The sequence below is a fragment of the Streptomyces sp. SCL15-4 genome, from assembly GCF_033366695.1.
In the GTDB taxonomy this organism is placed as follows: Bacteria; Actinomycetota; Actinomycetes; order Streptomycetales; family Streptomycetaceae; genus Streptomyces.
This window is the reverse complement of the sequence record NZ_JAOBTQ010000001.1, coordinates 8109631-8131781: the sequence shown is the minus strand read 5'-3', so window position 1 is coordinate 8131781 and position 22151 is coordinate 8109631. Positions and strand designations below refer to the sequence as shown.

22 protein-coding genes are annotated in these 22151 nt (G+C 70.7%); 8 read left to right on the top strand and 14 right to left on the bottom strand.

The window, feature by feature from the left end:
- Positions 1-28 precede the first annotated feature (28 nt).
- The 7 genes from SCK26_RS36610 to SCK26_RS36580 all read right to left on the bottom strand — a co-directional run bounded on the left by SCK26_RS36610 (position 29) and on the right by SCK26_RS36580 (position 8095).
- A complete protein-coding gene (locus SCK26_RS36610) occupies positions 29-1237 on the bottom strand; it encodes a ferritin family protein (protein WP_318205692.1) in 1209 nt (402 codons plus the stop codon).
- A gap of 90 nt (positions 1238-1327) precedes the next feature.
- Complete coding sequence (locus tag SCK26_RS36605) at positions 1328-2599, bottom strand: cytochrome P450 (RefSeq protein ID WP_318205691.1); 1272 nt, start codon at positions 2597-2599, stop codon at positions 1328-1330.
- Positions 2600-2610: 11 nt separating this feature from the next.
- Complete coding sequence (locus tag SCK26_RS36600; protein WP_318205690.1) at positions 2611-3561, bottom strand: alpha/beta hydrolase; 951 nt, start codon at positions 3559-3561, stop codon at positions 2611-2613.
- A gap of 346 nt (positions 3562-3907) precedes the next feature.
- On the bottom strand, positions 3908-5257 hold the full coding sequence (locus SCK26_RS36595; protein WP_318205689.1) for a dicarboxylate/amino acid:cation symporter: 1350 nt from the start codon (positions 5255-5257) through the stop codon (positions 3908-3910).
- A 375-nt stretch (positions 5258-5632) separates the two neighbouring features.
- On the bottom strand, positions 5633-5947 hold the full coding sequence (locus tag SCK26_RS36590) for a non-oxidative hydroxyarylic acid decarboxylases subunit D (RefSeq protein ID WP_318205688.1): 315 nt from the start codon (positions 5945-5947) through the stop codon (positions 5633-5635).
- 47 nt (positions 5948-5994) lie between these two features.
- Positions 5995-7425, bottom strand: coding sequence for a non-oxidative hydroxyarylic acid decarboxylases subunit C (locus SCK26_RS36585; RefSeq protein ID WP_318205687.1), 1431 nt, complete (start codon positions 7423-7425; stop codon positions 5995-5997).
- A gap of 79 nt (positions 7426-7504) precedes the next feature.
- A complete protein-coding gene (locus SCK26_RS36580) occupies positions 7505-8095 on the bottom strand; it encodes a non-oxidative hydroxyarylic acid decarboxylases subunit B (RefSeq protein WP_318205686.1) in 591 nt (196 codons plus the stop codon).
- A gap of 97 nt (positions 8096-8192) precedes the next feature.
- Here SCK26_RS36580 and SCK26_RS36575 point away from each other — a divergent pair, with 97 nt between their 5' ends.
- Both SCK26_RS36575 and SCK26_RS36570 read left to right on the top strand, forming a co-directional pair.
- Positions 8193-9092 carry a helix-turn-helix transcriptional regulator gene (locus SCK26_RS36575; protein ID WP_318205685.1) on the top strand — a complete coding sequence of 300 codons (900 nt, stop codon included), beginning with the start codon at positions 8193-8195 and terminating at the stop codon, positions 9090-9092.
- Between the two features lie 921 nt (positions 9093-10013).
- Positions 10014-11024, top strand: a complete 1011-nt coding sequence (locus tag SCK26_RS36570) for a methyltransferase (protein WP_318205684.1) — start codon at positions 10014-10016, stop codon at positions 11022-11024.
- 70 nt (positions 11025-11094) lie between these two features.
- Here the strand turns inward: SCK26_RS36570 and SCK26_RS36565 are convergent, their stop codons facing one another.
- From SCK26_RS36565 to SCK26_RS36555, 3 genes are all read right to left on the bottom strand, one after another.
- A complete protein-coding gene (locus tag SCK26_RS36565) occupies positions 11095-12555 on the bottom strand; it encodes an ornithine decarboxylase (protein ID WP_318205683.1) in 1461 nt (486 codons plus the stop codon).
- A 167-nt stretch (positions 12556-12722) separates the two neighbouring features.
- Complete coding sequence (locus SCK26_RS36560) at positions 12723-13904, bottom strand: PP2C family protein-serine/threonine phosphatase (protein ID WP_412080880.1); 1182 nt, start codon at positions 13902-13904, stop codon at positions 12723-12725.
- 317 nt (positions 13905-14221) lie between these two features.
- Complete coding sequence (locus tag SCK26_RS36555) at positions 14222-14701, bottom strand: ATP-binding protein (RefSeq protein ID WP_318205681.1); 480 nt, start codon at positions 14699-14701, stop codon at positions 14222-14224.
- Positions 14702-14928: 227 nt separating this feature from the next.
- Here SCK26_RS36555 and SCK26_RS36550 point away from each other — a divergent pair, with 227 nt between their 5' ends.
- Positions 14929-15246, top strand: a complete 318-nt coding sequence (locus tag SCK26_RS36550) for an STAS domain-containing protein (protein WP_318205680.1) — start codon at positions 14929-14931, stop codon at positions 15244-15246.
- Positions 15247-15414: 168 nt separating this feature from the next.
- On the opposite strand, the gene SCK26_RS36545 is transcribed toward SCK26_RS36550, so the two are convergent.
- From SCK26_RS36545 to SCK26_RS36530, 4 genes are all read right to left on the bottom strand, one after another.
- Entirely contained in the window at positions 15415-16032 is a 618-nt protein-coding gene (locus tag SCK26_RS36545; RefSeq protein WP_412080818.1) for a VanZ family protein, read from the bottom strand.
- 207 nt (positions 16033-16239) lie between these two features.
- On the bottom strand, positions 16240-16890 hold the full coding sequence (locus SCK26_RS36540; protein WP_318205678.1) for a DUF4230 domain-containing protein: 651 nt from the start codon (positions 16888-16890) through the stop codon (positions 16240-16242).
- A gap of 270 nt (positions 16891-17160) precedes the next feature.
- Entirely contained in the window at positions 17161-17862 is a 702-nt protein-coding gene (locus SCK26_RS36535) for a hypothetical protein (RefSeq protein WP_318205677.1), read from the bottom strand.
- A gap of 498 nt (positions 17863-18360) precedes the next feature.
- Positions 18361-18534 carry a CsbD family protein gene (locus SCK26_RS36530; RefSeq protein ID WP_318205676.1) on the bottom strand — a complete coding sequence of 58 codons (174 nt, stop codon included), beginning with the start codon at positions 18532-18534 and terminating at the stop codon, positions 18361-18363.
- Between the two features lie 245 nt (positions 18535-18779).
- On the opposite strand from SCK26_RS36530, the gene SCK26_RS36525 reads away from it, so the two are divergent.
- From SCK26_RS36525 to SCK26_RS36505, 5 genes are all read left to right on the top strand, one after another.
- Positions 18780-18950 carry a DUF5670 family protein gene (locus SCK26_RS36525; protein WP_268691654.1) on the top strand — a complete coding sequence of 57 codons (171 nt, stop codon included), beginning with the start codon at positions 18780-18782 and terminating at the stop codon, positions 18948-18950.
- A 347-nt stretch (positions 18951-19297) separates the two neighbouring features.
- Entirely contained in the window at positions 19298-19477 is a 180-nt protein-coding gene (locus SCK26_RS36520; protein WP_318205675.1) for a lasso RiPP family leader peptide-containing protein, read from the top strand.
- Between the two features lie 24 nt (positions 19478-19501).
- Positions 19502-21325, top strand: coding sequence for an asparagine synthase-related protein (locus SCK26_RS36515; protein WP_318205674.1), 1824 nt, complete (start codon positions 19502-19504; stop codon positions 21323-21325).
- A 74-nt stretch (positions 21326-21399) separates the two neighbouring features.
- On the top strand, positions 21400-21651 hold the full coding sequence (locus SCK26_RS36510; protein ID WP_318205673.1) for a lasso peptide biosynthesis PqqD family chaperone: 252 nt from the start codon (positions 21400-21402) through the stop codon (positions 21649-21651).
- Complete coding sequence (locus tag SCK26_RS36505; RefSeq protein WP_318205672.1) at positions 21648-22079, top strand: lasso peptide biosynthesis B2 protein; 432 nt, start codon at positions 21648-21650, stop codon at positions 22077-22079. The genes SCK26_RS36510 and SCK26_RS36505 overlap by 4 nt, the downstream gene beginning before the upstream one ends.
- The last annotated feature ends 72 nt before the right edge of the window (positions 22080-22151 follow it).

Genomic DNA, 22151 nt, shown 5'->3' with positions numbered 1-22151 from the left:
GGTCGGGGGCGGACGCCGGGACGGCCGGTCAGCGAGCGCCGGGCCGGCGGGCCAGGTCGCGCAGCTTGGCCTTGATGTCCCGCGGCGTCTCCAGCGAGTGGTCGTCCGCCAGGAGCCGGACGATCGACATCACCTTGGCGTCGGCGGCGTCCACCGAGTCGCGCTGGAGGGTCTCGATCCGGCGGATGCCGGCCGAGGACGTGGAGTGCGGATAGAACATGCCCGCCGGATGCTTGACGCCGTTGCGCCGGTCCGCGAGCCAGATGTAGGCCATGCTCAGCGCGGCGGTCCGATGGACCGGGTCGCCGTCGCACAATTCCCGCATGAAGACCGAGAACGCACGGCAGTGCCGGGCCTCGTCCCGGGCCAGAAGCCGCCAGATCTTGCGGATCACCGGCTCCGGCGCATGGGCCGCGAGCGACTTGTAGAGGGCGGACGCGCGTGACTCCGAGATCACGTTCATCATGAGGGTGGCGGAGCGCACCTCTCCCTGCGGGTACGGCTGGCGTTTGTAGAGAGCGTGCTTCGAACGGAGCCTGACCCCGATCCGGTCCAGATAGCGGGCCTGGACCAGCGAGTGACGAGTTTCCTCCGCACCCCATTGCAGGACCCAGGAGGAGAAGCTGACCTCGTCCTGCCACTCCCGCAGGAAGTTGTGGGCACCGGGCAGGGTGCCGAACTCGATCACGGCCGCCTCGGTGAGGAAGTCCACGGTCCGTTCGTCCAGCGTGCCGCGCTCGATGCGGTCCAGGTCCACCTCGGTCCAGTCCCAGCGGGTCGTCTCGAACCAGTCGAAGATCTTGTTGAACGTCATGTCGAGGTAGTAGTCGGTGTAGAGGTCGTCCGTCATCAACGCGCGGTGTGCCCGCAGGGCCAGTTCGACCGAGGCGGTGAGCCCCTCGGGCGCCACCGCGGCGGGCCGCACGATGTCCTCGACGTCCAGTGCTTCCGCCCAGGCGGGAACCGGGCCGGCCGTGCCGGGTCCGACGACGTACACCCGGGTCCGGTCGAACCTCGTGTTCGACCGCAGGGCCCGGACGGCGGGCAGCGGCTCGGCGTCCGCGTCGATCCACACCGCCGCGAGGTCGGCTGACGGGTCGAACTCGTGCAGGTAGCGCTGCCAGTCGGCGTGTGCCGGCCGGTCCACGACGATGTCACCGAAGGCGGGCACGGTGAGCTGTTCGGCGCGGGAGGCGGCGGCGGTGGGTGCCAGGAGGGCGATTACGGGCGTGGTCACGGGGGGCGTCCTCTCTGTGGGTCGGGCGCGGCCGGCGAGCCTTCCGCCGCGCGGTGCGTGCCGCTCGGCGCCGCGAACGTGCGTGCCGCGTCAGCGTGGTCCGGTTCCCGCGGCGGGGCCGAGGAGCACGGGGAGCGCCTCGATGCTGTTGCTGACGAACGAGGGCACGGGCCGCACGGTCCACGTGCCGGACGGCGCCGGCCGCACGTCGGGAAAGCGCTGGAAGAATCCGGCCAGTGCCGTCTCGAGCTGGAGGCGCGCGAGGTGGATGCCGACACAGAAGTGCGGACCGTACCCGAAGCCGAGGTGGCCGGCCTGTCGGCGGCGGACGTCGAAGCGTTCGGCGTCCGCTCCGTGGTGCTCCGGGTCGCGGCCCGCCGACCCGAAGGACGCGAGGATGGCTTCTCCGCGGCGGATCGTCTCGCCTCCTATGGCGACGTCCTCGAGCGGATAGCGCATCGGGAACTGGTTCACCGCGCCGTTCCAGCGCATCGTCTCCTCGACCACGGCACTCCACGGGACCTCTCCGGCGCGGACGGCCGCGAGCTGCCCGGGATGGGTGAGCAGCGCGTGGCAGGCGTTGACGAGGACGTTGATGACGCTCTGGTGGCCGGCGAAGAACATCAGCAGGATCATGCCGTGCAGTTCGCTGTCGCTGAGCCGGTCGTCTCCGGCTCGGCGGGCGGTGAGCAGCGCGCTGATGAGGTCGTCCCCGGGGGCGCCGCGACGTTCCGCCACGATCTCCCGCAGCAGCGCTTCGATCCGTCCGTCGATCTCCAGGACCTGTTCCGGGGTGTTGTTCGTACGGGTCTGCATGCCGGTGAGCACGTGCAGCAGACGTCGCTTGCGCTGCGGGACGCCCAGCAGATCCGAGATGACGGTGGTGGGGATCGGATAGGCGAAAGCCTTGCGGAAGTCCACCGGCCGGTCCCGCGGCAGTGCGGCGAGCCGGTCGAGGAGCGCGTCGACGAGTTGTTCCACGCCCGGGCGCATGGCCTCCACCCGTGCCGGGGTCAGCGCCTGGTCGACCAGTCCGCGCAACCGCCGGTGATCCGCGCCGTGTGAGTTGATGACGCTGTCGGTCGCGACGAAGCCGGTCAACGGCCACCCGTCCGGCACTTCGCCGCGGGCCGCCGCCCCCCAGTGCGCGATCCCCTTGGCGATCCTGGGATCCGTCAGCACCCGGCGCAGGTCCGCATGGTGCGGAATCGCCCACGCCCGCACACCACCGGGGAGTCGGACCGGCACGGCTCTGCCCGCCGCTCGCAGGCGGGCGTTCTCCGCGTGCTGGTCCGAACCGTCGACGTCCAGCTCGAACGGGCACCGGGACATCTGCCCGGCGCTTTGCTCGGTCGACTCCACTTCATCTCCCCCTAGGGAAGCACGGCGTGCCGGGACGACTTGTCCGTCAGAAAGCGCACCACGTCGGCACCGAATTCCTCGTACGCCTGGAACAGGAACCCGTGTCCGGTGCCGGGGTAGGTCTTCAGTACGGAACGTGGCATGTGTGACGCCAAAATGGTGCTCTTTTCCACGGCGACCATGGTGTCGAGTTCGCCGTGTGCGACGAGGGTCGGCTGCGTGATCGCCGCAAGCTCCCGGGCGGCCAGCGGATCATGTGCTCCCCAGGCCGCCGCGGCTTCCAACTGGGCCCGCCAGGAAGCTTCGGCGACATCGCCGCCCGGGCCCGTCCGGTGTCGGGACAGGCGGCGGACGTACTCGACGCCGTGCGCCCGGCCGGCCGCGGTCGGCGGGAAGAACAGGTGGATGAGGTCTTTGGGGCTGATCAGCTCTTTGCTGATGATCGACCGTATCCGGCCGCCCGCGGCGATGTCCTCACCGAATCCGCGTGGCGCGGTGCCGGCGAGTACCAGGCGGCGTACCAGATCCGGCCGGATGCGCGCCAGGGCCTGGGCCACGTAGCCGCCCAGTGAGAATCCGAGCACATCGACGCTGACGAGTCCCAGTGACGCCAAGAACTCGGCGATTCCCTCCGCCATGGCCACGACCGTGTTCGGGGTCACTCCGTCCGACAGGCCGATACCGCGGTTGTCCGCGACGATCACCGCGCGGTCCGCCGCAAGCCTTTCGAGCAGGGCCGGGTCCCACATGTCGATGCCGGCACGGAAATGTGACAGGAGCAGCAGGGGTGGCGTCCGCTCGTCGTCGCCGAGTCGGATGTAGGCGTATCGACAGCCATCAGGGGAACGGGCGAAGAGCTTTTCCATGAAAACCTTCGTTCGAGCCCGGAGAATTCCCGGCAGGTCGCCGCGGAACAGGCGGAGAATACAGACTTGGAAGTCGATGGATAAGCGCTGACTCATACCCCTGGGCTCGGCGCCTCTTGCGTGACGCTCGCTTCGGTCGGATACGGCGATCCACGTCGAGATATTCCGCCGCGCCTTGCTTTGTCGTGGAACCCGGTGTCGAATATCCGTGGCCATGATATGAGCAGCTCGTGGGTGAGCAGAGCGTAGCCCTGTTCGTAATCTCACGTCAACGATCAGTATCAGACACCGACTCGGCTCCGTAGGTGCTTTCCCGCCTGATGCGCGAGCCGGGTCACCGCGCAGCCCGCGGCACTCAACGGCTCCCTCGGCGGCCCGTGACCGCACACGCGATGGCGCCCTCACCGGCAGGCCGGTGAGGGCGCCATCGCGTGCGGGAGTGTCAGGCGGTGACCGGCACGTTCACCTTCGGCTCGGCGTCATGCACGCCGTACTCGTCGTCCACCTCGGATCCCGAGGCGGAGTTGTAAGCGTCGAGGTCGAGGATCTTCTCGCGGGCGGCGACGACGACCGGGACCAGTGCCTGGCCGGCGACGTTGGTGGCCGTGCGCATCATGTCCAGCACCGGGTCGATCGCCATCAGCAGGCCCACGCCCTCCAGCGGCAGGCCCAGCGTGGACAGGGTCAGCGTCAGCATGACCGTGGCACCCGTCAGACCGGCGGTGGCCGCGGAGCCGATCACCGAGACGAAGGCGATCAGCAGGTAGTCGCCGACGCTCAGCTGCACGTCGAAGATCTGGGCGATGAAGATCGCGGCGAGTGCCGGGTAGATCGCGGCGCAGCCGTCCATCTTCGTCGTGGCGCCGAACGGGACGGCGAAGGAGGTGTACTCCTTCGGCACGCCGAGGCGCTCGGTGACCTTGACCGTGACCGGCATGGTGCCGACGGACGAGCGGGAGACGAAGGCCAGCTGGATGGCGGGCCAGGCACCCTTGAAGAACTGGACCGGGTTGACCTTGGCGACGGTCGCCAGCAGCAGCGGGTAGACGCCGAAGAGGACCAGGGCGCAGCCGATGTAGACGTCGGCGGTGAAGGTGGCGTACTTGCCGATGAGGTCCCAGCCGTAGTCGGCGATGGCGTAGCCGATGAGGCCGACGGTGCCGAGCGGGGCGAGGCGGATGACCCACCACAGGGCCTTCTGCAGCAGTTCCAGGACCGACTCGCTGAGAGTGAGGATCGGCTGCGCCTTCTCGCCGAGCTTCAGCGCGGCGATGCCGGCGACGACGGCCATGAAGACGATCTGCAGGACGTTCAGCTCGGTGAAGGGCGTGATGACGTCCGTCGGGACGATGCCGGTGAGGAAGTCCAGCCAGGAGCCGGCGGTCTCGGGCATCTTGCCGTCCTTCGGCGTGAGACCGGTGCCCGCGCCCGGGTTGGTGACCAGGCCGATCGCGAGGCCGATGGCGACCGCGATCAGCGATGTGATCATGAACCAGAGCAGGGTGCGGGAGGCCAGCCGGGCGGCGTTGTTCACCTTGCGCAGGTTGGTGATGGACACCAGGATCGCGAAGAAGACCAGCGGGGCGACGGCCAGCTTCAGCAGCTGGACGAAGATGTGGCCGACCTTGTCGAGTGTGGTGTGCAGCCACTGCACGTCATAGGTGCGGGTGATCCAGCCGAGGAGGACGCCCAGGACGAGACCGGCGATGATCTGGGCCCAGAAGGGCACGGCGGGTATGCCCCGGACGGGCTTGGCGGGGGTTTCGGTGCTCGCGGACGCGGACACGGACACACTCCAGTGAGGGCGTATCGGGGAATACGGAAAGGGCGGGGTGGGTGCGGCGCACGCGCGCTACGGGCGGCGCCGCTGCATGATGCCGGTCAGACCGCGCGGCAACAGACCGCGGACATACAGCGGCACAGGTCGACATGCAGGCGCACCACGAGCAGGGGGCTCATGGGTTCACGGGGGCGCACAGCTGTCTTCATGCCGAACACGTTAACACTTGTACTTTGAGACACCCAAAGCGCTTCTTTGAGCCGGGTGGGCCTTCCGGAACGCCGGCATCCCCGCGCGGAGCACGGCTCCGGCACGGGGGTGCGTACGGTCGCGGCGGCGGTCGGCACGGCATGGAAACCCGTGTGGTCGCCCGCCCCTGCCGGGTGACTACCGCCCGCGCGCGGCCCGCTGCGACCCGGTCGTGCCGGCCGCCGCCGGGCCGGCGGTCTGCCCGGTCTCCTGGCGGGCGTCGCCGGCGCGCAGGGGCGGTACGGCCGGCACCTCGGCGGCGTTCGCCATGTCCTCGGGGGTCAGCCGGAACGCCTCCGGGTAGGCGGCGCGCCGTGTGCGCCGGTCCGGCTCGCTGGTCCGCCAGGTGTAGAGGCAGCGCCCGCACTGCACGACGTCCCAGACACCGGGTACGGGCGAGGAGTGCAGGGTCCTGAGGCTCTCGTGGGCACAGCGGGGACAGCAGTCGGTCATGGGGGTTCCTTCCTTGCTGCGGGGTCGGGCGGGTGTCCGGACGGGCGTCAGCCGCGGGCTTCGGACAGCAGGCGCTGGAGCCTGGCGGCCCAGTCCTTCGCCTCGGGGAGGTCCTTGGTGGGCGTGGAGAAGTTGCCTCGCGCGTCGGGATGCACGGGCGTGGTGGCGTCGATGATCATCTTGCTGGTCAGGCCCGCCGGCTGGGCGGCCGGGGCCAGCTCCACCACGGAGAGGTTGGGCAGGACCACGACGTCGTCGGCCGGGTTGACCTTCGATGACATCGCCCACATGACCTGCGGCAGGTCGAACGGGTCCACGTCCTCGTCGACGACGATGACCGTGGTGATGTAACCGAGGCCGTGCGGGGTCGTCATGGCCCGCATGGCCACGGCCTTGGCGAACCCGCCGTACCGCTTCCTGGTGGAGATCACGGCCAGCAGGCCGTGCGTGTACATGGCGTTGACGGCCTGGACCTCGGGGAACTCGGCGCGCAGCTGCTTCAGCAGCGGGACACAGGTGTTGGGGCCCACGAGATAGTCGCACTCGGTCCACGGCATGCCCAGGTAGAGGGACTCGAAGACCGGGTTCGTGCGGTAGGAGATGCGGTCGATGCGGACGACGGGCATGCGGCGGCCACCGGAGTAGTGCCCGGTGAACTCGCCGAAGGGGCCCTCGATCTGCCGCTTGCGGCTCTCGATGACGCCTTCGATGACGACCTCGGAGCCCCAGGGCACGTCGAAGCCGGTGAGGGGGGCGGTGGCGATCGGGGCGGGTGCGCCGCGCAGCGCGCCGGCCATCTCGTACTCGCTCTGGTCGTATCCCATGGGCATCCCGGCCACGATGGCCATCACCGGGTCGTTGCCGAGGGTGACGGCGATGGGGAGGTCCTCGCCCTTCTCCTCCGCCTTGCGCAGGTGGAGCGCGATGTCGTGCACGGGGACGGGCTGTATCGCGAGCCGGTTCCTGTCGATGACCTGGAGGCGGTAGGTCCCCACGTTCTGCTTGCCGAAGTGGCCGGGGTCCTCGGGGTCGCGGGAGACCACGGCCGCCTTGTCGAGGTAGAAGCCGCCGTCGCCGTCGTTGAGGCGGAACAGGGGAAGTACCGAGAAGAGGTCGACGTCGTCGCCCTCCTGGGTGTTCTCCCGCCACGGGGCGTCCTCGCGGCGCTCGGGCGTGACCGGGAAGGCGTCCCAGCGTCGGGCGAACTCCTCCACCTGCTCCTTGACCGGGGTGTGCTTGGGCAGGCCGAGGGCGAGGGCGTGGTTGGCCCAGGAGCCGTGGACGTTCAGGGCGATACGCGCGTCGGTGAAGCCCTTGACGTTGTCGAACCACAGGGCCGGTGCGCCTTCGCCGATGCGCCCGGCGGCGTTGGCCGCCGCGGCGAGGTCGGGTTCGGGCAGGACTTCTTCGGTGACGCGCAGCAACTGGCCTTCCTTCTCCAGCGTGCTGAGGAAACCGCGCAGGTCGTCATAAGCCATGGGTACTCCGTGGAAGCCGAAAGGGGCGGGATGAGGGTGCGCCGGGACGCAAGGGCGCGGGTGGTCTGGGGAGCGAGGGTCAGGAAGCCGGTCGCAGGAGGCGGGCGGCACGCATGCCCTCCCACCTCTTGGCGGCGGGGGCGGGCAGGTCGAACTGGTCCAGGATCCGGGCCACGACGTGGTCGACGATGTCGTCCACCGACTGCGGGTGGTTGTAGAAGGCGGGCATGGGCGGCACCAACCGCACGCCCATCCGGGAGAGCGCGAGCATGTTCTCCAGGTGGATCTCGCTCAGCGGTGTCTCGCGCGGGACGAGGACGAGCCTGCGGCGCTCCTTGAGCACCACGTCGGCGGCGCGCCCGACCAGGCTGTCGGCGTATCCGGCGCGGATCCCGGCGAGCGTCTTCATCGAGCACGGCACGATCACCATGCCGTCGGTGCGGAACGACCCGGAGGAGATGGCTGCGCCCTGGTCCTCCGGCCGGTGCACGACGTCGGCCAGGTCGCCGACCTCGTTCACGGACAGGCCCGTTTCCAGCTCGATCGTCGTCCGCGCCCACCGGCTGAGGACCAGATGGGTCTCGACGTCCGGCAGCTGGGCCAGCACCTGGAGGAACCGGACACCGAACACGGCGCCCGTGGCTCCCGTCAACCCCACGACCAGTCTCATACCGGCCTTCCTTCCCGCGTGCACCGCGCTGGTCTGCGACTACGTCCTCACGTTAGGAGCCCGGTCACGGGGTGCGGCGGTACACTCGGGACTCGACATGGGGAAAAACGGACAGGTTGCGCGGCGGTCGGTCATCCGGGACCTCGCGCTGCGGCGCACGGCCGGCTCCCCGCCGGGTCTGGAGCTGGTGGAGCTGGCGGGGCTGGCCGAGCGCGCCCGCCGGCACGGCAACGATCCGTACGCGTCGTTGCGCCCGGCCTTCCACCAGCTCGTCGCCGTGCGGCCGGGCAGCCGCCTGACGGTCTCGGTGGACTTCACCCGGTACGAACTGTCCGGCGGCGCCTGGCTGTGGATCCGTCCCGGACAGGTACAGCGCTGGGGCACGGATCTGACGAGGGCCGAAGGCCTGGTGGTCGCCTTTCCCCCGGGTTTCCCCGACACGGAGACGGCCGCCGCCTCGGTCGCCGACCTGGCGTCGGCCCAGGCACCCCTCAGACCGGACACTCCGCACGCGGAGGGCCTGCGCCGGGCACTGGAGCACTTGCGGTACGAGTACGAGGCGATGGCCGAGCTGCCTCTGGAGTCCCATGTGCAGGTGCTGCGGCATCTGCTGGCGGTGCTGATGGTGCGCCTGGCGAGGGCGTACGGTTCCGAGCCCGGCAGGCCGGCCCCGAACGAGACGTTCCGCCGTTTCCGCGCGGCCGTGGAGCGCGACTTCGCGGTCACCCGCCGGGTGGAGGACTACGCGGCGGCACTCGGCTACAGCCGTCGCACGCTCACCCGGGCGACAGAGGCTGCCACCGGCATGCCGGCGAAGCGCTACATCGACGAACGCGTGGTGCTGGAGGCCAGAAGGGAGCTGGCCCACGGCCCGTTGACCGTCGCCGCCGTCGCCGCACGCCTCGGCTTCGCCGACGCCAGCGACTTCACCAAGTTCTTCCGACAGCGGACGGGCACGACACCGACGGCCTTCCGTGCGACGGCCCGCGGCGCGTGACCCCACGGCCGACGGCATCCGGGACCGTGACCCGGGCCGGTGGCCCCTGTCGCATCGGCGTCCAGCACGCCGCGGCGACCGGGAGGCGAGTACGGTCCGATGGGCCTGCGTGGATCGGACTCGCGGTCCGGTCCACCGGCACACGTGTGCGGGAACGTGTCGCGTCCCGCCTCGGGCATCTCCGGGCCACAGCCGTCGGCGTCCAGCAGGTGCCCGAAGCGTTCGACGGCGGGACGGTCAACGAGGCGGCGAGCGGCACGGCGAATGGAACGCGCGTCGGGGCGTGGCCGCGGACGGGCAGCCGATGGCGGCATGCCATTCAGCTCAAGGCCGGCCGGGCGTACAGCGAACACCGCGAGCGCGGGCATGTCGGCGGTCGCGGCGGACAGTACGGTCGTGGGGGTCTCCGGGCCGTCCCCCACGTCCCCGACCGCGTCGATCGGTTCGGCGGCCGCCATGACCGCCTCGCCGACCGCGCGGCGAACGGGGGCACGACAGCCGACAGCGGCGGGGCCGGGCGACGGGCAAGGACGAGGACAAGGCAGGCCGGGTACGGCACGGCCGGGCGGACGACGGGAGCGTTCCCGCGGCGAGGCGAGCCGGCGGCGGAAACCACAGCGGGAAGGCGGCGAGGAGCCGTAGGAGCGCTGCCGCCACGCCCGAGGCCTGTTCCGCGCCCTCGCCAACACCAGTCGGGCAAGGCCTGTCCACGTTCGGGTGAAGACGGCCGGAAGCCCTCTGTCCGCGCCGTGCCCTAGGGGATGCACTGGGACCAGCGGTCTCACCGAACCCGCGCACCGGTCAACACCGGTCCTTCTGACCGTATCACCCCCGACGGCAACCACCGTCTCCGCCCGTCCCCGCACGCGCGGCCCGCCCGCCACGGGAACCGGGCCCCGCCCAAGAAGAGGTGACACAGCAATGGACACGGCACGGCAGTCCGCCGCCCGGCTGATCGACGAAAGTCTGGGCTTCCTGTTTCCCGCGGCGCTGCGCGCCGCCGCTGCCGTGCGGGTGGCCGACCACATGGCGGACGGTGACCAGAGCGTCGAGTGGCTGGCCGAGGCGACAGGGACCGACGCCCGCAACCTCGGGCGAGTCCTGCGGCTGCTCGCCACTCGCGGCGTGGTCGAGGAGACGGGCGCGGGGCGTTTCCGGCTGACCGCCACCGGTCAGGCGCTGCGCTCGGACGCTCCTCATTCCGCCCGTGCCGCGATCCTGATGCTCACCGACGCCACCATGTGGCGCCCCGCCGGGGAGATGCACCGCTGCCTGACCGACGGCGGCTCCGCGTTCACCGGCATCTTCGGCACCACGTTCTTCGACTACTTCGCGCGCGACGCGGAAACCGCCGCCGTCTTCCACGTCGGCATGGCCGCCCTGTCGGACCACGAGAACGAACCCATCGCCGAGGCCTACCACTTTCCGCCCACGGGCACCGTCGTGGACGTGGGCGGCGGCCACGGCGGCCTGCTCGTCGAGGTGCTCCGCCGTCAGCCGGGCCTGCGCGGAGTGCTCCACGACCAGGCACACGTCCTCGCCGGCCACCGGCTGGGCGACCGCGGCGACATCGTGGGCCGATGGTCCGCGGTCGAGGGCGACTTCTTCTCCTCGGTCCCGACGGCGGACATCTACCTCATCAAGCGGATCCTCCACGACTGGGACGACGAGCAGTCCGCCACGATCCTGCGCAACTGCCGGCAGGCCATGGCACCGGGCGGCCGCGTCCTCGTCATCGACGCCGTCGTACCACCCGGTGACCTGCCCCACCAGTCCAAGGCCCTCGACCTGATGATGATGTCCTCCCTGGTGGGACGCGAGCGCACCGAAGAGGACTTCGTCCAGCTCTTCAAGGAGGCGGGTCTGCGCCTGCGGCGGATCGTGCCGACGCCGACGGTGCTGTCCGTCGTCGAGGCCGTGAGCGCGGACTAGGCCCGGGTGGCGGGCGGCTCGCTCCTGCTCGTGCCGTTTCCGCCCGGAGTCGCGTGGTCTGCGAACCGCCCTACCGCGTCGTCACCCGCAGCGTTTCGGCGCTGGGGTCGGCGGCGTCGGGGATGAGCAGGCCGGCGGCCACACCGCTGGTGAGGTAGTCGACGACTTCCCGGGTGATCACCTCACCCGGGGCCACGACGGGAACACCGGGCGGGTACGGGCTGATCGTCTCCGCCGCGACGCGTCCCACCGCCTGCCGGGCCGGGACGTGCTCGGCGCTGCCGAAGAAGGCGTCACGCGGGAGCATGGCCTGCTCCAACTGCAGCGTGCGGGGCTCGGGCAGGCGGATGGGCGGTTGCTTCTCGATGGTGTCGGCGTGCTCGACGAGGCGGCGCAGCGAGTCGGTGAGGAGGTTCTCGGTCCGGTCGTTGTCGGCGTGGGTGACCTGTGCGCTGATCCGGCACGTGTCGGAGGAGCCGATGTCCACGTGGCAGTGCGCGCGCAGCCACTCGGCGGCCTGCATCCCGCTGATGCCGAGTTCCCGTACGTCGATGGTGATCTTCAGCAGGTCCAGCTCCGCCGTCAGCCCCTGCTCCACGACCTCCGGCCCCATCAGGCGCAGACCGGGCATGTCGGCGACGGCCTTGCGGATGCGTGCCGTGCGGTGCAGCGCCGCGTCCAGCAGGTCGTGCCCGTGCTGGACCATGTGGCGGCGCCATCCGTCGAGGGTGGCGTACACCAGGGAGGAGGAACTGGTGGTGCCGAGCAGGTCCTCGCGCTGCTTGAGCACCTCGGGTGAGACCCGGTCGCCCTGGAGATGGAAGACGGAGCTCTGTTCGATGGCGCCGCCCATCTTGTGGACGCTGGTGACGACGAGGTCCGCGTCGGCGTTCATGCCCCAGGCCGGCAGGTCGGGATGGAAGGGCAGATGGGCTCCCCAGGCCTCGTCGACGATCAGGGGAATGTCGTGGTCGTGGCAGACGGCGGCGGTACCGCGGATGTCGGCGCACGATCCCCAGTCCGTCGGGGTGATCAGCAGCATGCCCTTGGCATCGGGGTGCTCCCGCAGGGCCCGGCGTACGTCGTCGGGCTCCGGCGGATGGGCCAGGTGGCGCTCGGTGTCGAACTTGGGGTGTACCCACACCGGCTGCACTCCGTTGACGATGACGCCGGCGATCACGGACTTGTGGGCATTGCGCGAGACGAGGAGTTTCTCGCCCGGCCCGGCCACGGCCAGCATGGCCGTCTTGACCGACAGGGAGCTGCCACAGGTGGAGAAGAAGGCCTGCTCGGCACCGACGGCGTCGGCCATCAGCTCTTCCGCCTGGGTGAGCACCCCTTGTGACTCACGGCGGTCGTCGAGCCCGTTCAGGGACAGCACGTCCGAGCCGAACACGCCCTCCCCCACGATGTCCAGGACTCGTGGATCGACTCCCAGACCCTGCTTGTGACCGGGAGGCCCGTACACCACGTCGCCGCGACGCCGGAACTCCTGCAACGCCTCCAGCACAGGGACACGAGAGTGATCCATCCTTGCCCTCCTCGTAAGGTGTGTCTTCGGTCACCGCAAGCCCGGCTTGCGCCAAGGCTCCGGCCGGTAGGAACCACGGCCGAGTTGCACGGGTGCCGGGACTGAAACGGCGAGACGTCTCGACGGGAGGGATTCCTTGCTCCTGCCTTCCGTGTGGGAGACGGGGTTCACGGGGTCAATTCCTGCTGGTGACCACCGCGCCATTCGGTGAGCAGGACGGTGGCGTCGTCGTCGAGCTTGCCGTCGTGGTGTGCCACCACGGCGGCCATCAGCCGGCGCAAGGTCTCGTGCAAGGTGTGCTGACCGGAGTGGTGGCGCAGGATGAAGTCGACGAACCGGTCCCGGCCGAACTCTCTTCCCCAGGCGTCCCGGGCCTCGACGATGCCGTCGGTGTAGAGCAGCAGGCGGTCCTCGGGCTGGAGCTGCTCGGTGGCTGTGATGACCGGCAGGCCGAGGCCGGCGCCCATGGGGCCGGCCGGAGGGCAGGCCAGTTCGGTGGTCCAGCGGTTGCCGCGGATCAGGATCGGCAGGTGGTGGCCACGGTTGATCCACGTCAGCCGGCCGCTTTCCAGGTCCAGGTCGGCCAGGATGCCGGTGACGTAGCGGCCGTTGCTGAACTGTTCCATCAGGGTCCGTTCCACCTGCTCGCTGGTCTCGCTCAGGGAGGCGCCCTGGCGGCGGGCGTTGCGGCAGGCGGCCACGGCGACGTTGGCGGTGATGCCGGCGGTGGTGTCGTGGCCCATCGCGTCGAAGACACCCAGGTGGAGGGTGCTGCCGGCCACGGCGTAGTCGAAGACGTCGCCGCCGACCTGGTAGGCGGGTTCCATCACCGCGCCCACGGTGGCGTCGTCTCCGGCGTAGGCGGGCGGCGGGGTGAGGTTCCACTGCATCTCCGCGGCCACGTTCATGGGCTCGGTGCGCACCAGGCGCGCGTAGGAGTCGCTGAAGGACCGCTTGCTGAGCAGCAGCAGGGCCGTCATGGACGCCAGGTCGCGCAGGGCCTGCCGGATGGGCTCGTCATCGGTATGGGTGTCGGCTCGCAGCACACCCAGGCGCTCGACGCCGTCGGTGATGGCCACCCACCACCTCCGGCCGCCCGGACGATCCTGCGGCCCGTCCCGTTCGGGGATCAGTTCCACGCGCTGGTACGCCTGACCGGGCAGACTGCCCGAGACGGTGAACTCCTGTCCGCCGCCGCCGGCGGTCGGCCCCTGGCCGGTGAGCCGGCGCAGCACCGTCTCGCGGACGTCCACCACGAAGACCGCCACGTCGTGCATCCCCGCCGCGGCGGCATGCTCGGCGATCATTCCCGGCAGCCGCTCGAGCGTGGCGGTGTGGCTGGCCTGCATCAACCGCACCAGTGACACCGCGCTGCTCTCAGTCACGGTCCGACCCCTTCAGCGGGCGAGCGCCCAAAGGATCACCGATCCCGGCTACGGCCGCGCGCGGCTCAGGATGAGTCGCCACTTTTGAAACTCCCTCTGGCGCTCAGGTGGGTAACCCGTCTTCGGGCAGGCGCTCCACCGAGTACCCGCCGCCCACGCGGGACATACGGCTGTTTCGGCAGCGGCCGGCCACACCGTGTGACGGCCGTGCTCCCCGGCGGACCGTATCCGGAGGCGCACGAGAACCTGATGGTCTACGGCAGCCGGAGCCGTGCAGGCGTTTACGAGGGGTGGCGTCCGGCGAGCGACCCTCCTGGGTCGTCGAGCAGGGCGATGCGGACGGTGATGCGTTTGCCGACCGGCTCCCGCTGCACCTCGAAGCCCTGGGCGACGGCCATGACGATCTCCAGCCCGTGCTGTCCCACCCGCCCCGCGTCCGCGGCCCGGGCCACCGGCAGGACCGGATCGGAGTCCCACACCACCACCTCCACCGCGTCGCCGGCGATGCGCAGGTCCAGCAGGACCGGGCCGGGCGCGTACTTGCGGGCGTTGGTGACCAGCTCGCTGACCACCAGCTGGGTCAGCTCCAGCGCGCGCTGCGAGACCGGCAGCCCGTGGTCCCTCTGCACGCGGGTCAGGAAGCCCGCGGCCAGGTGCCGGGCCTGGGCGATGACGGAGCCGTCACCGTCCAGGGCCAGCGTGGCCTGCAAGGCCCGTTCGTCAGGTGCGGTACCGTCCTCGCCCACCGGCACGGAATCCATCGCGGTCGCCCTCATTACCCCGTTCACATCCACTCGCATACCCCCGCCCGCGCGATGCACGCCCCGTCCTCGGTGCCGACTCTCCCGACGCGGGAACATCGCCGGCACCGCACGGGCGGCAGTGCGGGCCGAGGTCTTCGTGTGCCAGTATCACCGGCATGGCCGATCCACGAGGTGCACAGAGCGCACCGGCGGAGCAGACACCGCCGCCCGGCAGGTTGTCCGCCGTGACCACCGTCACCGAAGGCATCCACGTCATCACGCTGACCGGCGAGATCGACCACCACACCGGCGGCACGCTCCGCCACGCCCTGAACACCGCGCGCACCGGCAGGCCACGCCTCGTGGTCGACATGCGGCAGGTCGCCTTCATGGACTCCACCGGCATCAACATCCTCATCGCCGCCCACCAGGCCGCCGCCGAGGCCGGCGGCTGGCTCCGGCTGGCCGCCCCCGCCGCGCCCGTTCTGCGGACCCTCCAGATCGTCGGCGTGGACGAGGTCATCGTCTGCCGGCCCACTCTGCGCGACGCGCTCAGCCCCTGACACCACCTCGCGACCGGCCGGCCATCGCCGCGCTCGCGCTGATCTCGATCCCGGGCAGGCCCGGGGTAAGCCGTTCGCCGAGCACGTCGGTGGTGACCGGCGACTCCTGCAACACCGGCGGGCTCAAGGATGCGCGGCCGGCAGCGAGCGGAGGCACCGGCGTCCGCGTCACGCGCTCTTGCGGCGATCGTGCACCCGCCCGAGCCTGCGGCCCAGCAACAGGTAGCCGGCCAACGCGCCGGAGGTGTTGAGGATGACGTCGTCCACGTCGAAGACCCGCCCGGTGACCAGGGCGCCCTGGGCCGTCTCCACCAGCAGCATCACGATCGCGGTCAGCAGCAGCACCCGCCAGAATCCCCGGGCCCCCGGCGCGAGCACCGGCAGCAGGACCCCGAACGGCACGCCCAGCAGGAGGTTGCCGCCGACCTGCTTGACGGCGTCCCGCAGTTCGGACTGGTCCAGATAGGCCTTGAGGGAGCGACCGGGATGCAGGTTGCTGTGCGTCAGGGAGACCGAGGCCGGGGACGGCTCCAGGGTGATCTTGGCCAGTACGACGGCGAAGGCCACCATGAAGACGAAGGCGCAGAGCATCGCCAGTATCCGCACCGGCAGCGGGAGCACGTGTCGACGGCGCGCGCGGCCGGGCGCCGTCTCCTCGGCGCGCCTCGCCGCGGTGGCCGCACGGACGTCACCCGCGCTGCCCTCCGTCGCGTTCCGGGAAGGGCCGCCGCTCCATCGCGTCCGCGCCCTCGCGAAGAGGCCACCTCTTGCTGCCGTCTTCGTCATCGGAGCCCGCTCGGCGTCCTCGCGGGGCTGTGCCTCCGTCCCGTTCCGGGCCCGAAGGCCGAACCGGGCGAGGCGACTCGTTCGGGACGCGCGGCCGGGAGAGGCTGCGCGTGAGGACAAGGCGATGCGGGCCATTCGGTCCTCCAGTCGTCGACGGCCGTGCGTGGCGGGAAGGTCACCCGTGAAATCGGCGGAGTGCCGGGCGGGTCAGTGGCTGTAGGAGACGCGCACCTCCTTGAATCCGAGGGAGTGCAGCAGACCCTCCAGCATGTCCGTGGTGTTGGACTCGGCCCGTGCGACCAGTCCGCTGCCTTCGGCCGCCTCGCGGATGTGGGACACGGCGAGCTTCTGTACGGCGTGTTCGCTGTTGGGGTTGTCCGAGAACAGGTCGCCCAGACGGTCGAGCAGCCCGCGCTGCTTGGAGACGGCGTAGGAGTGTTCGGCGTCCAGGGCCGGTGCGCCCAGTCGTGCGTGCGGGAGCCGCAGCGTGGCCGACGTACGTTCCTTGTTCACCGTCACGTCCTTGCCGCCCACCTTGCCGAGGTCCACGTACGCGTCCACCGTGCCGGCGCCGACGTACAGGGTGCGGGTACCACGAAGGGCGTCCGGGAGGTACTTGGTGTCCTTCTCCAGGTCGACGACGACCTGGAAGTTGCCCGAGGCCGCGTCGTAACGGCTCATGTCCTTGATGGACTTGAGGAGAGCGGGGCCCGAGCGGTCGTGCGTCTCCGTGCCGAACAGACCTTTGATGCCCGGCAGCACGGCCAGTCCGATCCCGGCGAACAGCAGCGCGAGTACCAGTACGAAGGCGGTCACCGCCTTCGCCCAGCCGGGCATGTGCCTGCGGGGAGCCGTCATCCGGCAGTCCTCCTTCCTGCCATCCGGATGCCCCTCAAACCCCGTACCAGACACACGAGATGGAGGAGCCGACCGTCACGCACCGCTCGGGTGCCGAGTGCGGAGGCGTAGGTCTCCTTCGCGTGCGAGTGCGGCACCGGCCAACGGGCCGGTGCCGGTCTGCCGGTCTCCGGGATGCCTGCCTTCTGTCCTCACCAGCGCGACGGCCGGCCCGGCCTGTCCAGGGCCCGACCGGCGGATCGGTCGCGACAGCCCGCTGTCGCCGGGAGGTCAGGCAGAAGTCTCCTCGTCGGAGGAGGACGACATGTCCTCCAGCGTCCGGCGAGCTTCTTCGGTGAGTTCTTTCTTGCCGCTCAGTACGTCCTCGTAGTACCGCGCTCCGCCGCCCGCCTTGCTCGGCATGCCCATCGGGAAGTCCTTCAGGAATTCCGGTGCTTCGTGGTACGGGTCCGTCTGGCGGTCCAAGGCGCTCCGCAGCGCCTTGGCGGCTCCCGGGAATCTGTTCTCCTCGGACGCGGCGATCGCGTAGAGCATGGCGGCCGCACGTCGTTGCGTCGCGTCCATGCTGTTGAGGGCTTCGTCCTCGACCGTTCCGTCACGCAGGGCGTTCGTCACGATCCCGAAGTGCTCGGCGTCGAGTTGCGGAACCACCTGCTCGTATCTTTCCCCGACCGTTTCGCTTCCGGGGTGCTGCTGCTTGTTGGAACGGATCCAGGGGACTCCGCCCCGCCCTTCGGCCACCGTGTAAGGACCGAAGGGAGTCTGGTACTCGCCAGGAGCAAGAGGCTCCTGACCGGCCGCCGCGCGTGCTTGTGCCCGGCGGTTGGCTCTCAGCAACCTGCTTTTCGCGTCCATGGCCTTCTCGTCACGCTGACCGTCGGAGCCCTCGGAAGGAGCGCGCTGGACGGGCACGGAGCGTCCGAGCGCCGCGACCGCGGCGGCGTTTCCCGCCGTGCGCTGCAGGGTCCGCACGGTGTCCACCGTCATCGGCGGCCCGGCCGACAGGGCCGCCGATGCGCCGGACGGTCTCGGCCGGGAACCAGGGCGGTCCGCGTGTTCGGCGTGGGAGTCCTGGTCCGGCTCCGGACGTCGTGCCTGCCTACGCATCCTCATCACCCACCACTCGATGGCGCGCGCACCCGCTGAGTCGTATCGCTCCGCGCTCTTGCGCACGCCGCTCGCGCCGACTCGGTACGACGTCCATCGTCGGGCGAAGCGGGAGGCGCGGTCAGGGCAGCAGGGACATGTCCGGGGGCACGATCGGTTGCCCCATCGCGCACATCGGCCGGGCTGCGTACACGTGAGGTCACCACTTGCGTCGTCGGCACCGGCAGGCCGCTCGGCGGTGGGTTCCACTGCTTCACCTGCGACACCCAGCGCGACGGCGGCGCCAGAGGATCACCTCCAGCGCCGCCGTGCCGCTTTCGGACGCGAAGCGCCCGGAGTCCGCCGTGCGGTACCGAGAGCCGGTCAGCCGCGTCCGGTGTCCTTGAGCGACTCCTTGCTCTCCCGGGTCTTGCCCATGGCTTCGGCCGCGTGTCCCTTGGCGATCAGCTTGGTGTTGCCGGTGGCCCGTCCGGCCGCCTGGGCGACCTTGCCGAGGGCCTGCTCCGCCTTGGCCCGCGCCTTCTCACTGGCGGTCATACTGCTCACCCTCCTCTGATTCGGTAGGTGGTCCTGGCTGGCGCATGACCCCGTGCGGCGCAGGTAAACCCGGAAACGCGGGCCGGCACCGAATGATCGAAAAGATGCCTCTGTGGTGCATCAGATGCCCGGGAGAGGGAACCGTGCGAGGCGTGCGGATGCCCCTCATCGCGTGAAAATAACTCGCACTTTGTGTGCTTGTAGAGGTGAGGTAAGGGCATCCGGTGGCCAGGAGGTTGATACCGATGGTTCCCCTGCTTCTGGTTCTTCTGCTGGCTCTGATCCTCTTCGGCGCGGGCTTCGCGCTGAAGGCGCTCTGGTGGATCGCCGTGATCGTGTTGGTCCTGTGGCTCCTGGGCTTCGTCGTCCGGTCCGCGGACGGCACAGGCCGCAAGGGGCGCTGGTACCGCTGGTAGACGACATTCGGCGCGAGAAGCGCGGCTCGTAGAAAGGTGGGGCCCGGCCGGTGACGGCCGGGCCCCACGTCGTACGAGAGGACAGGTCGCACCCGACACCGCCGGGACTCGCCGGCCGTATCGGGTGCGGGCCGTACCGCTCCGCCCGCTGCGCCGACGGGGTGGGCCGGTTTCGCGCGGGCGCACCACCGGGCTGCCCGCATGCCTGGAGCGCCCCCTCCACGAGTGGTTTGAGTCATACCTGACCGCATGAGCGGTGATGCATTGACTGCGCAGGCATCCGTCTGTAGTGACTGTGAAGGCATCTCCGTGTTTCGCAACAGGCCACTCGCCGTGAGGAGATCTCCATGAATGGCAGCGCACCCGACTATCCGCAGATCGCGACCGTGCACGCAGGACGTGCCGAGGACGCCGAAACGGCGGCTTACATCCCCCCGACCTTCATCGAGCTGGGCGACTTCGCCGAGCTGACCATGGGGACGGGGACGATCGCCGTGGAGCCGTTGGCCTTCGGGTTCAACGGCTGAACCGCTGTGGCGCATGCCGAGGGCATGCCCGCCGTAGAGGCGAGTTGGTTCGTCGCGCTCCCCGACTGCCCGGCGGGCGAACGGGTCGCGGCGAACCTGCGCGCCCGCGCCCGCGCCGAAGTGGCCCACCCGTCGGGGCGGGCGTGGCTGATGGGTGTCTGGCGGACGGATGAACTGCTTGTCCTCGACGCGGGGCGGGCGCGGGTCGTGGTGTGCGGGGTCTTCCGGGATGCCGATGTCCGTGCCGCGTCGGTGTCGGCGAGGCCCGCCGAGCTGTTGCGCGCCGTCCTGCCCGGCTCGTTCCACGTCGCCGTCAGCCATGGCGACGGGCGCATGTCCCTGCGGGGCGGGGCGCACGGCGTGCGGCAGGTGTTCACCGTGTCCCTCGGCGGCGTGACGGTGGCCGGGGACCGTGCGGACGTCCTCGCCCGCCTCGCGGGAGCGCGTGTCGAGCCCGCCGCCCTCGCCGCCCGGCTGCTCCTGCCCAGCCTGCCGCAGGCCCTGGCGGACACGACGGTCTGGCAGGGGGTTCGCGCCGTGCCGCCCGGCCGCCTGCTGACGCTCACGCCGGAGGGCCGGGCCGGAGAGGAGCGATGGTGGACGCCGCCGGCGGAGGAACTCTCCGTGCGTGAAGGGGCCCGGCTCTTGTCCACCGAGCTACGGCGGTCCGTCGAGGCACGCGCCAGGCTCGGACCGCTCACCGCGGACCTCTCCGGCGGGCTGGACTCCACCAGCCTCTCCCTCCTGGCCCACCGCGCGGGCGCACGCCTCACCACCGTGTCCGTCGCCGGAATCGGCGACGAGGACATGCGCTGGGCGACGCGCGCCCGCTCCCTGATGCCGGATGCCACGCACCTCACGCTCGACGCGGCCGGCGATCTCGCCCCGTGCTACGCGGAACTGGCCGATGCCTGGACACCGCCCGACGAACCCTTTCCCGAAGCCCGCACCCAGGCCCGGCTGCGCGGAGTCGCACGGTGTCTGGCCGGCCGGGGCGCATGCGCGCACTTGGCGGGTCTTGGCGGTGACGAACTCTTCGCACCCGCCCACGGCTATCTCCACGACCTGGTCCGTCGTGAACCGCTGCTCGCGCTGCGGCACTTGAGCGCGTACCGGGCACACCACCGCTGGCGACCGCGGCAGGCACTCGGGCTGATCGGCGGTGGACCCGGGCGGTACGCGCAATGGCTGGCCGGTCAGCGGCAGGGGCTCCGCGCGAACATCGACTACGCGGGGCCGCCCACCTCCTGGGGCTACCCGCTCAGGCTGCCTCCGTGGGCCACCGGCACGGCCGCCGAGCTGGTGTGCGGGCTGATCGAGACCAGGCTGCCCGAGATCGCGGCGCACGCGGACGGACGCGGGCGGCACCTCGCCGTGGAACGGGTACGGGCGGGGGCCCGCAACAGCCGTCTGTACGGACGGGTCTTCGAGGCGGAGGGGGTCCGCTGCCAAGTCCCGTTCTTCGACGACACCGTCGTCGACGCCTGCCTGCGCGTCCGTTCCGGCGAGCGCTTCTCGCCGTGGGAGTACAAGCCTCTGCTGAAGGAGGCCGTGACCGGCGTCCTGCCGCCGGAGCTGCTGGCGCGCCGGACGAAGGACGAGACGTCACAGGACGCGCACGACGGTCTGCGCCGCCACCGCCGCCAACTGCTCGGACTGTGTGCGGACTCGGCCCTGGCGGCGCTCGGCCTGATCGACGCGGAAACGCTGCGCGCCACCCTGTCCGGACCGCTCCCGCCACGGCTTCCCCTCGCGGCCGTGACCCTCACGCTGGGCGGTGAGGTGTGGTTGCGCGCCCAGGCCGGCAGGCCGGTGACCGGCGGTGGCGTGGAGTGCGGGGCTCGATGAGGCGGTGGCCGGTGGCTGACGACGGACGGGACGGCAAGAGCAACAGGGACAGGAACAGGGACAGAAGGGACAGCATGCGTCTCGCGGAATCCGTGTCGGCGCTGGACACCGACGACGGCACCGTCCTGCTCCACGAGCGGAGCGGGAAGTTCTACCAGCTCAACTCCACCGGCTCGGAAGTGCTGTCCCGTCTGCTGGGCGGTGAACGGCTGCCCGACGTGGTGGGCGCACTCGCGGAGCGTACGGGCGCGGGCCGGGAGAAGGTGCACCGGGACGTGGCCGAACTGGTCGACCGGCTGCACGGCGCGGGACTGGTGACGCCATGACCGCCACCGACCAGACGCTCGCCCGCCTGCCGCTGCCCCGCTGGCGGCTGCGTGCTCCGGCGTACGCGGCGGCGTGTGTGGCCGCGCCGATGGCCCGCTGTTCGCCCGCCGTGATCCTGCGGATTCTGCGTGTCCTCGGGCGCGGGTCGCGCGCTGCGGACTACGCCTCGGTTCGCGCCTACCGGGCCGCCGTCGTCGCCGTCAGCGCTTCCTGCCGAGGGCAGCAGGGCTGTCTGCGCCGCTCGCTGGCGGTCATGCTGCTGGCCCGGCTGCACGGACAGCGGCCCATCTGGTGCGTCGGCGTGCGGACCAGTCCGTTCGCTGCCCACGCCTGGGTCGAGGTCGACGGCCGTCCGGTCGGTGAGGAGGGGACGGACGGGGGCGCGAGTACGTACCGAACACTCCTCAGCAGCCGGTCCGCCGGCTGACCGGGGCGGCCTGGTCCTGGCGGGCTCGCGGCTCCGGCTGTCGTGAGTCCCGGCCTTGACGGGCCTCTTGGT

What these genes read in the sequence shown, in the direction of transcription:
- SCK26_RS36600 (WP_318205690.1), bottom strand. Translation starts at nt 3,561, where the DNA reads ATGAGTCAGCGCTTATCCATCGACTTCCAAGTCTGTATTCTCCGCCTG.
- SCK26_RS36590 (WP_318205688.1), bottom strand. Translation starts at nt 5,947, where the DNA reads ATGACCGACTGCTGTCCCCGCTGTGCCCACGAGAGCCTCAGGACCCTG.
- SCK26_RS36585 (WP_318205687.1), bottom strand. Translation starts at nt 7,425, where the DNA reads ATGGCTTATGACGACCTGCGCGGTTTCCTCAGCACGCTGGAGAAGGAA.
- SCK26_RS36580 (WP_318205686.1), bottom strand. Translation starts at nt 8,095, where the DNA reads ATGAGACTGGTCGTGGGGTTGACGGGAGCCACGGGCGCCGTGTTCGGT.
- SCK26_RS36575 (WP_318205685.1), top strand. Translation starts at nt 8,193, where the DNA reads ATGGGGAAAAACGGACAGGTTGCGCGGCGGTCGGTCATCCGGGACCTC.
- SCK26_RS36570 (WP_318205684.1), top strand. Translation starts at nt 10,014, where the DNA reads ATGGACACGGCACGGCAGTCCGCCGCCCGGCTGATCGACGAAAGTCTG.
- SCK26_RS36565 (WP_318205683.1), bottom strand. Translation starts at nt 12,555, where the DNA reads ATGGATCACTCTCGTGTCCCTGTGCTGGAGGCGTTGCAGGAGTTCCGG.
- SCK26_RS36560 (WP_412080880.1), bottom strand. Translation starts at nt 13,904, where the DNA reads ATGCAGGCCAGCCACACCGCCACGCTCGAGCGGCTGCCGGGAATGATC.
- SCK26_RS36555 (WP_318205681.1), bottom strand. Translation starts at nt 14,701, where the DNA reads ATGGATTCCGTGCCGGTGGGCGAGGACGGTACCGCACCTGACGAACGG.
- SCK26_RS36545 (WP_412080818.1), bottom strand. Translation starts at nt 16,032, where the DNA reads ATGACGAAGACGGCAGCAAGAGGTGGCCTCTTCGCGAGGGCGCGGACG.
- SCK26_RS36540 (WP_318205678.1), bottom strand. Translation starts at nt 16,890, where the DNA reads ATGACGGCTCCCCGCAGGCACATGCCCGGCTGGGCGAAGGCGGTGACC.
- SCK26_RS36530 (WP_318205676.1), bottom strand. Translation starts at nt 18,534, where the DNA reads ATGACCGCCAGTGAGAAGGCGCGGGCCAAGGCGGAGCAGGCCCTCGGC.
- SCK26_RS36525 (WP_268691654.1), top strand. Translation starts at nt 18,780, where the DNA reads ATGGTTCCCCTGCTTCTGGTTCTTCTGCTGGCTCTGATCCTCTTCGGC.
- SCK26_RS36520 (WP_318205675.1), top strand. Translation starts at nt 19,298, where the DNA reads ATGAATGGCAGCGCACCCGACTATCCGCAGATCGCGACCGTGCACGCA.
- SCK26_RS36515 (WP_318205674.1), top strand. Translation starts at nt 19,502, where the DNA reads ATGCCCGCCGTAGAGGCGAGTTGGTTCGTCGCGCTCCCCGACTGCCCG.
- SCK26_RS36510 (WP_318205673.1), top strand. Translation starts at nt 21,400, where the DNA reads ATGCGTCTCGCGGAATCCGTGTCGGCGCTGGACACCGACGACGGCACC.
- SCK26_RS36505 (WP_318205672.1), top strand. Translation starts at nt 21,648, where the DNA reads ATGACCGCCACCGACCAGACGCTCGCCCGCCTGCCGCTGCCCCGCTGG.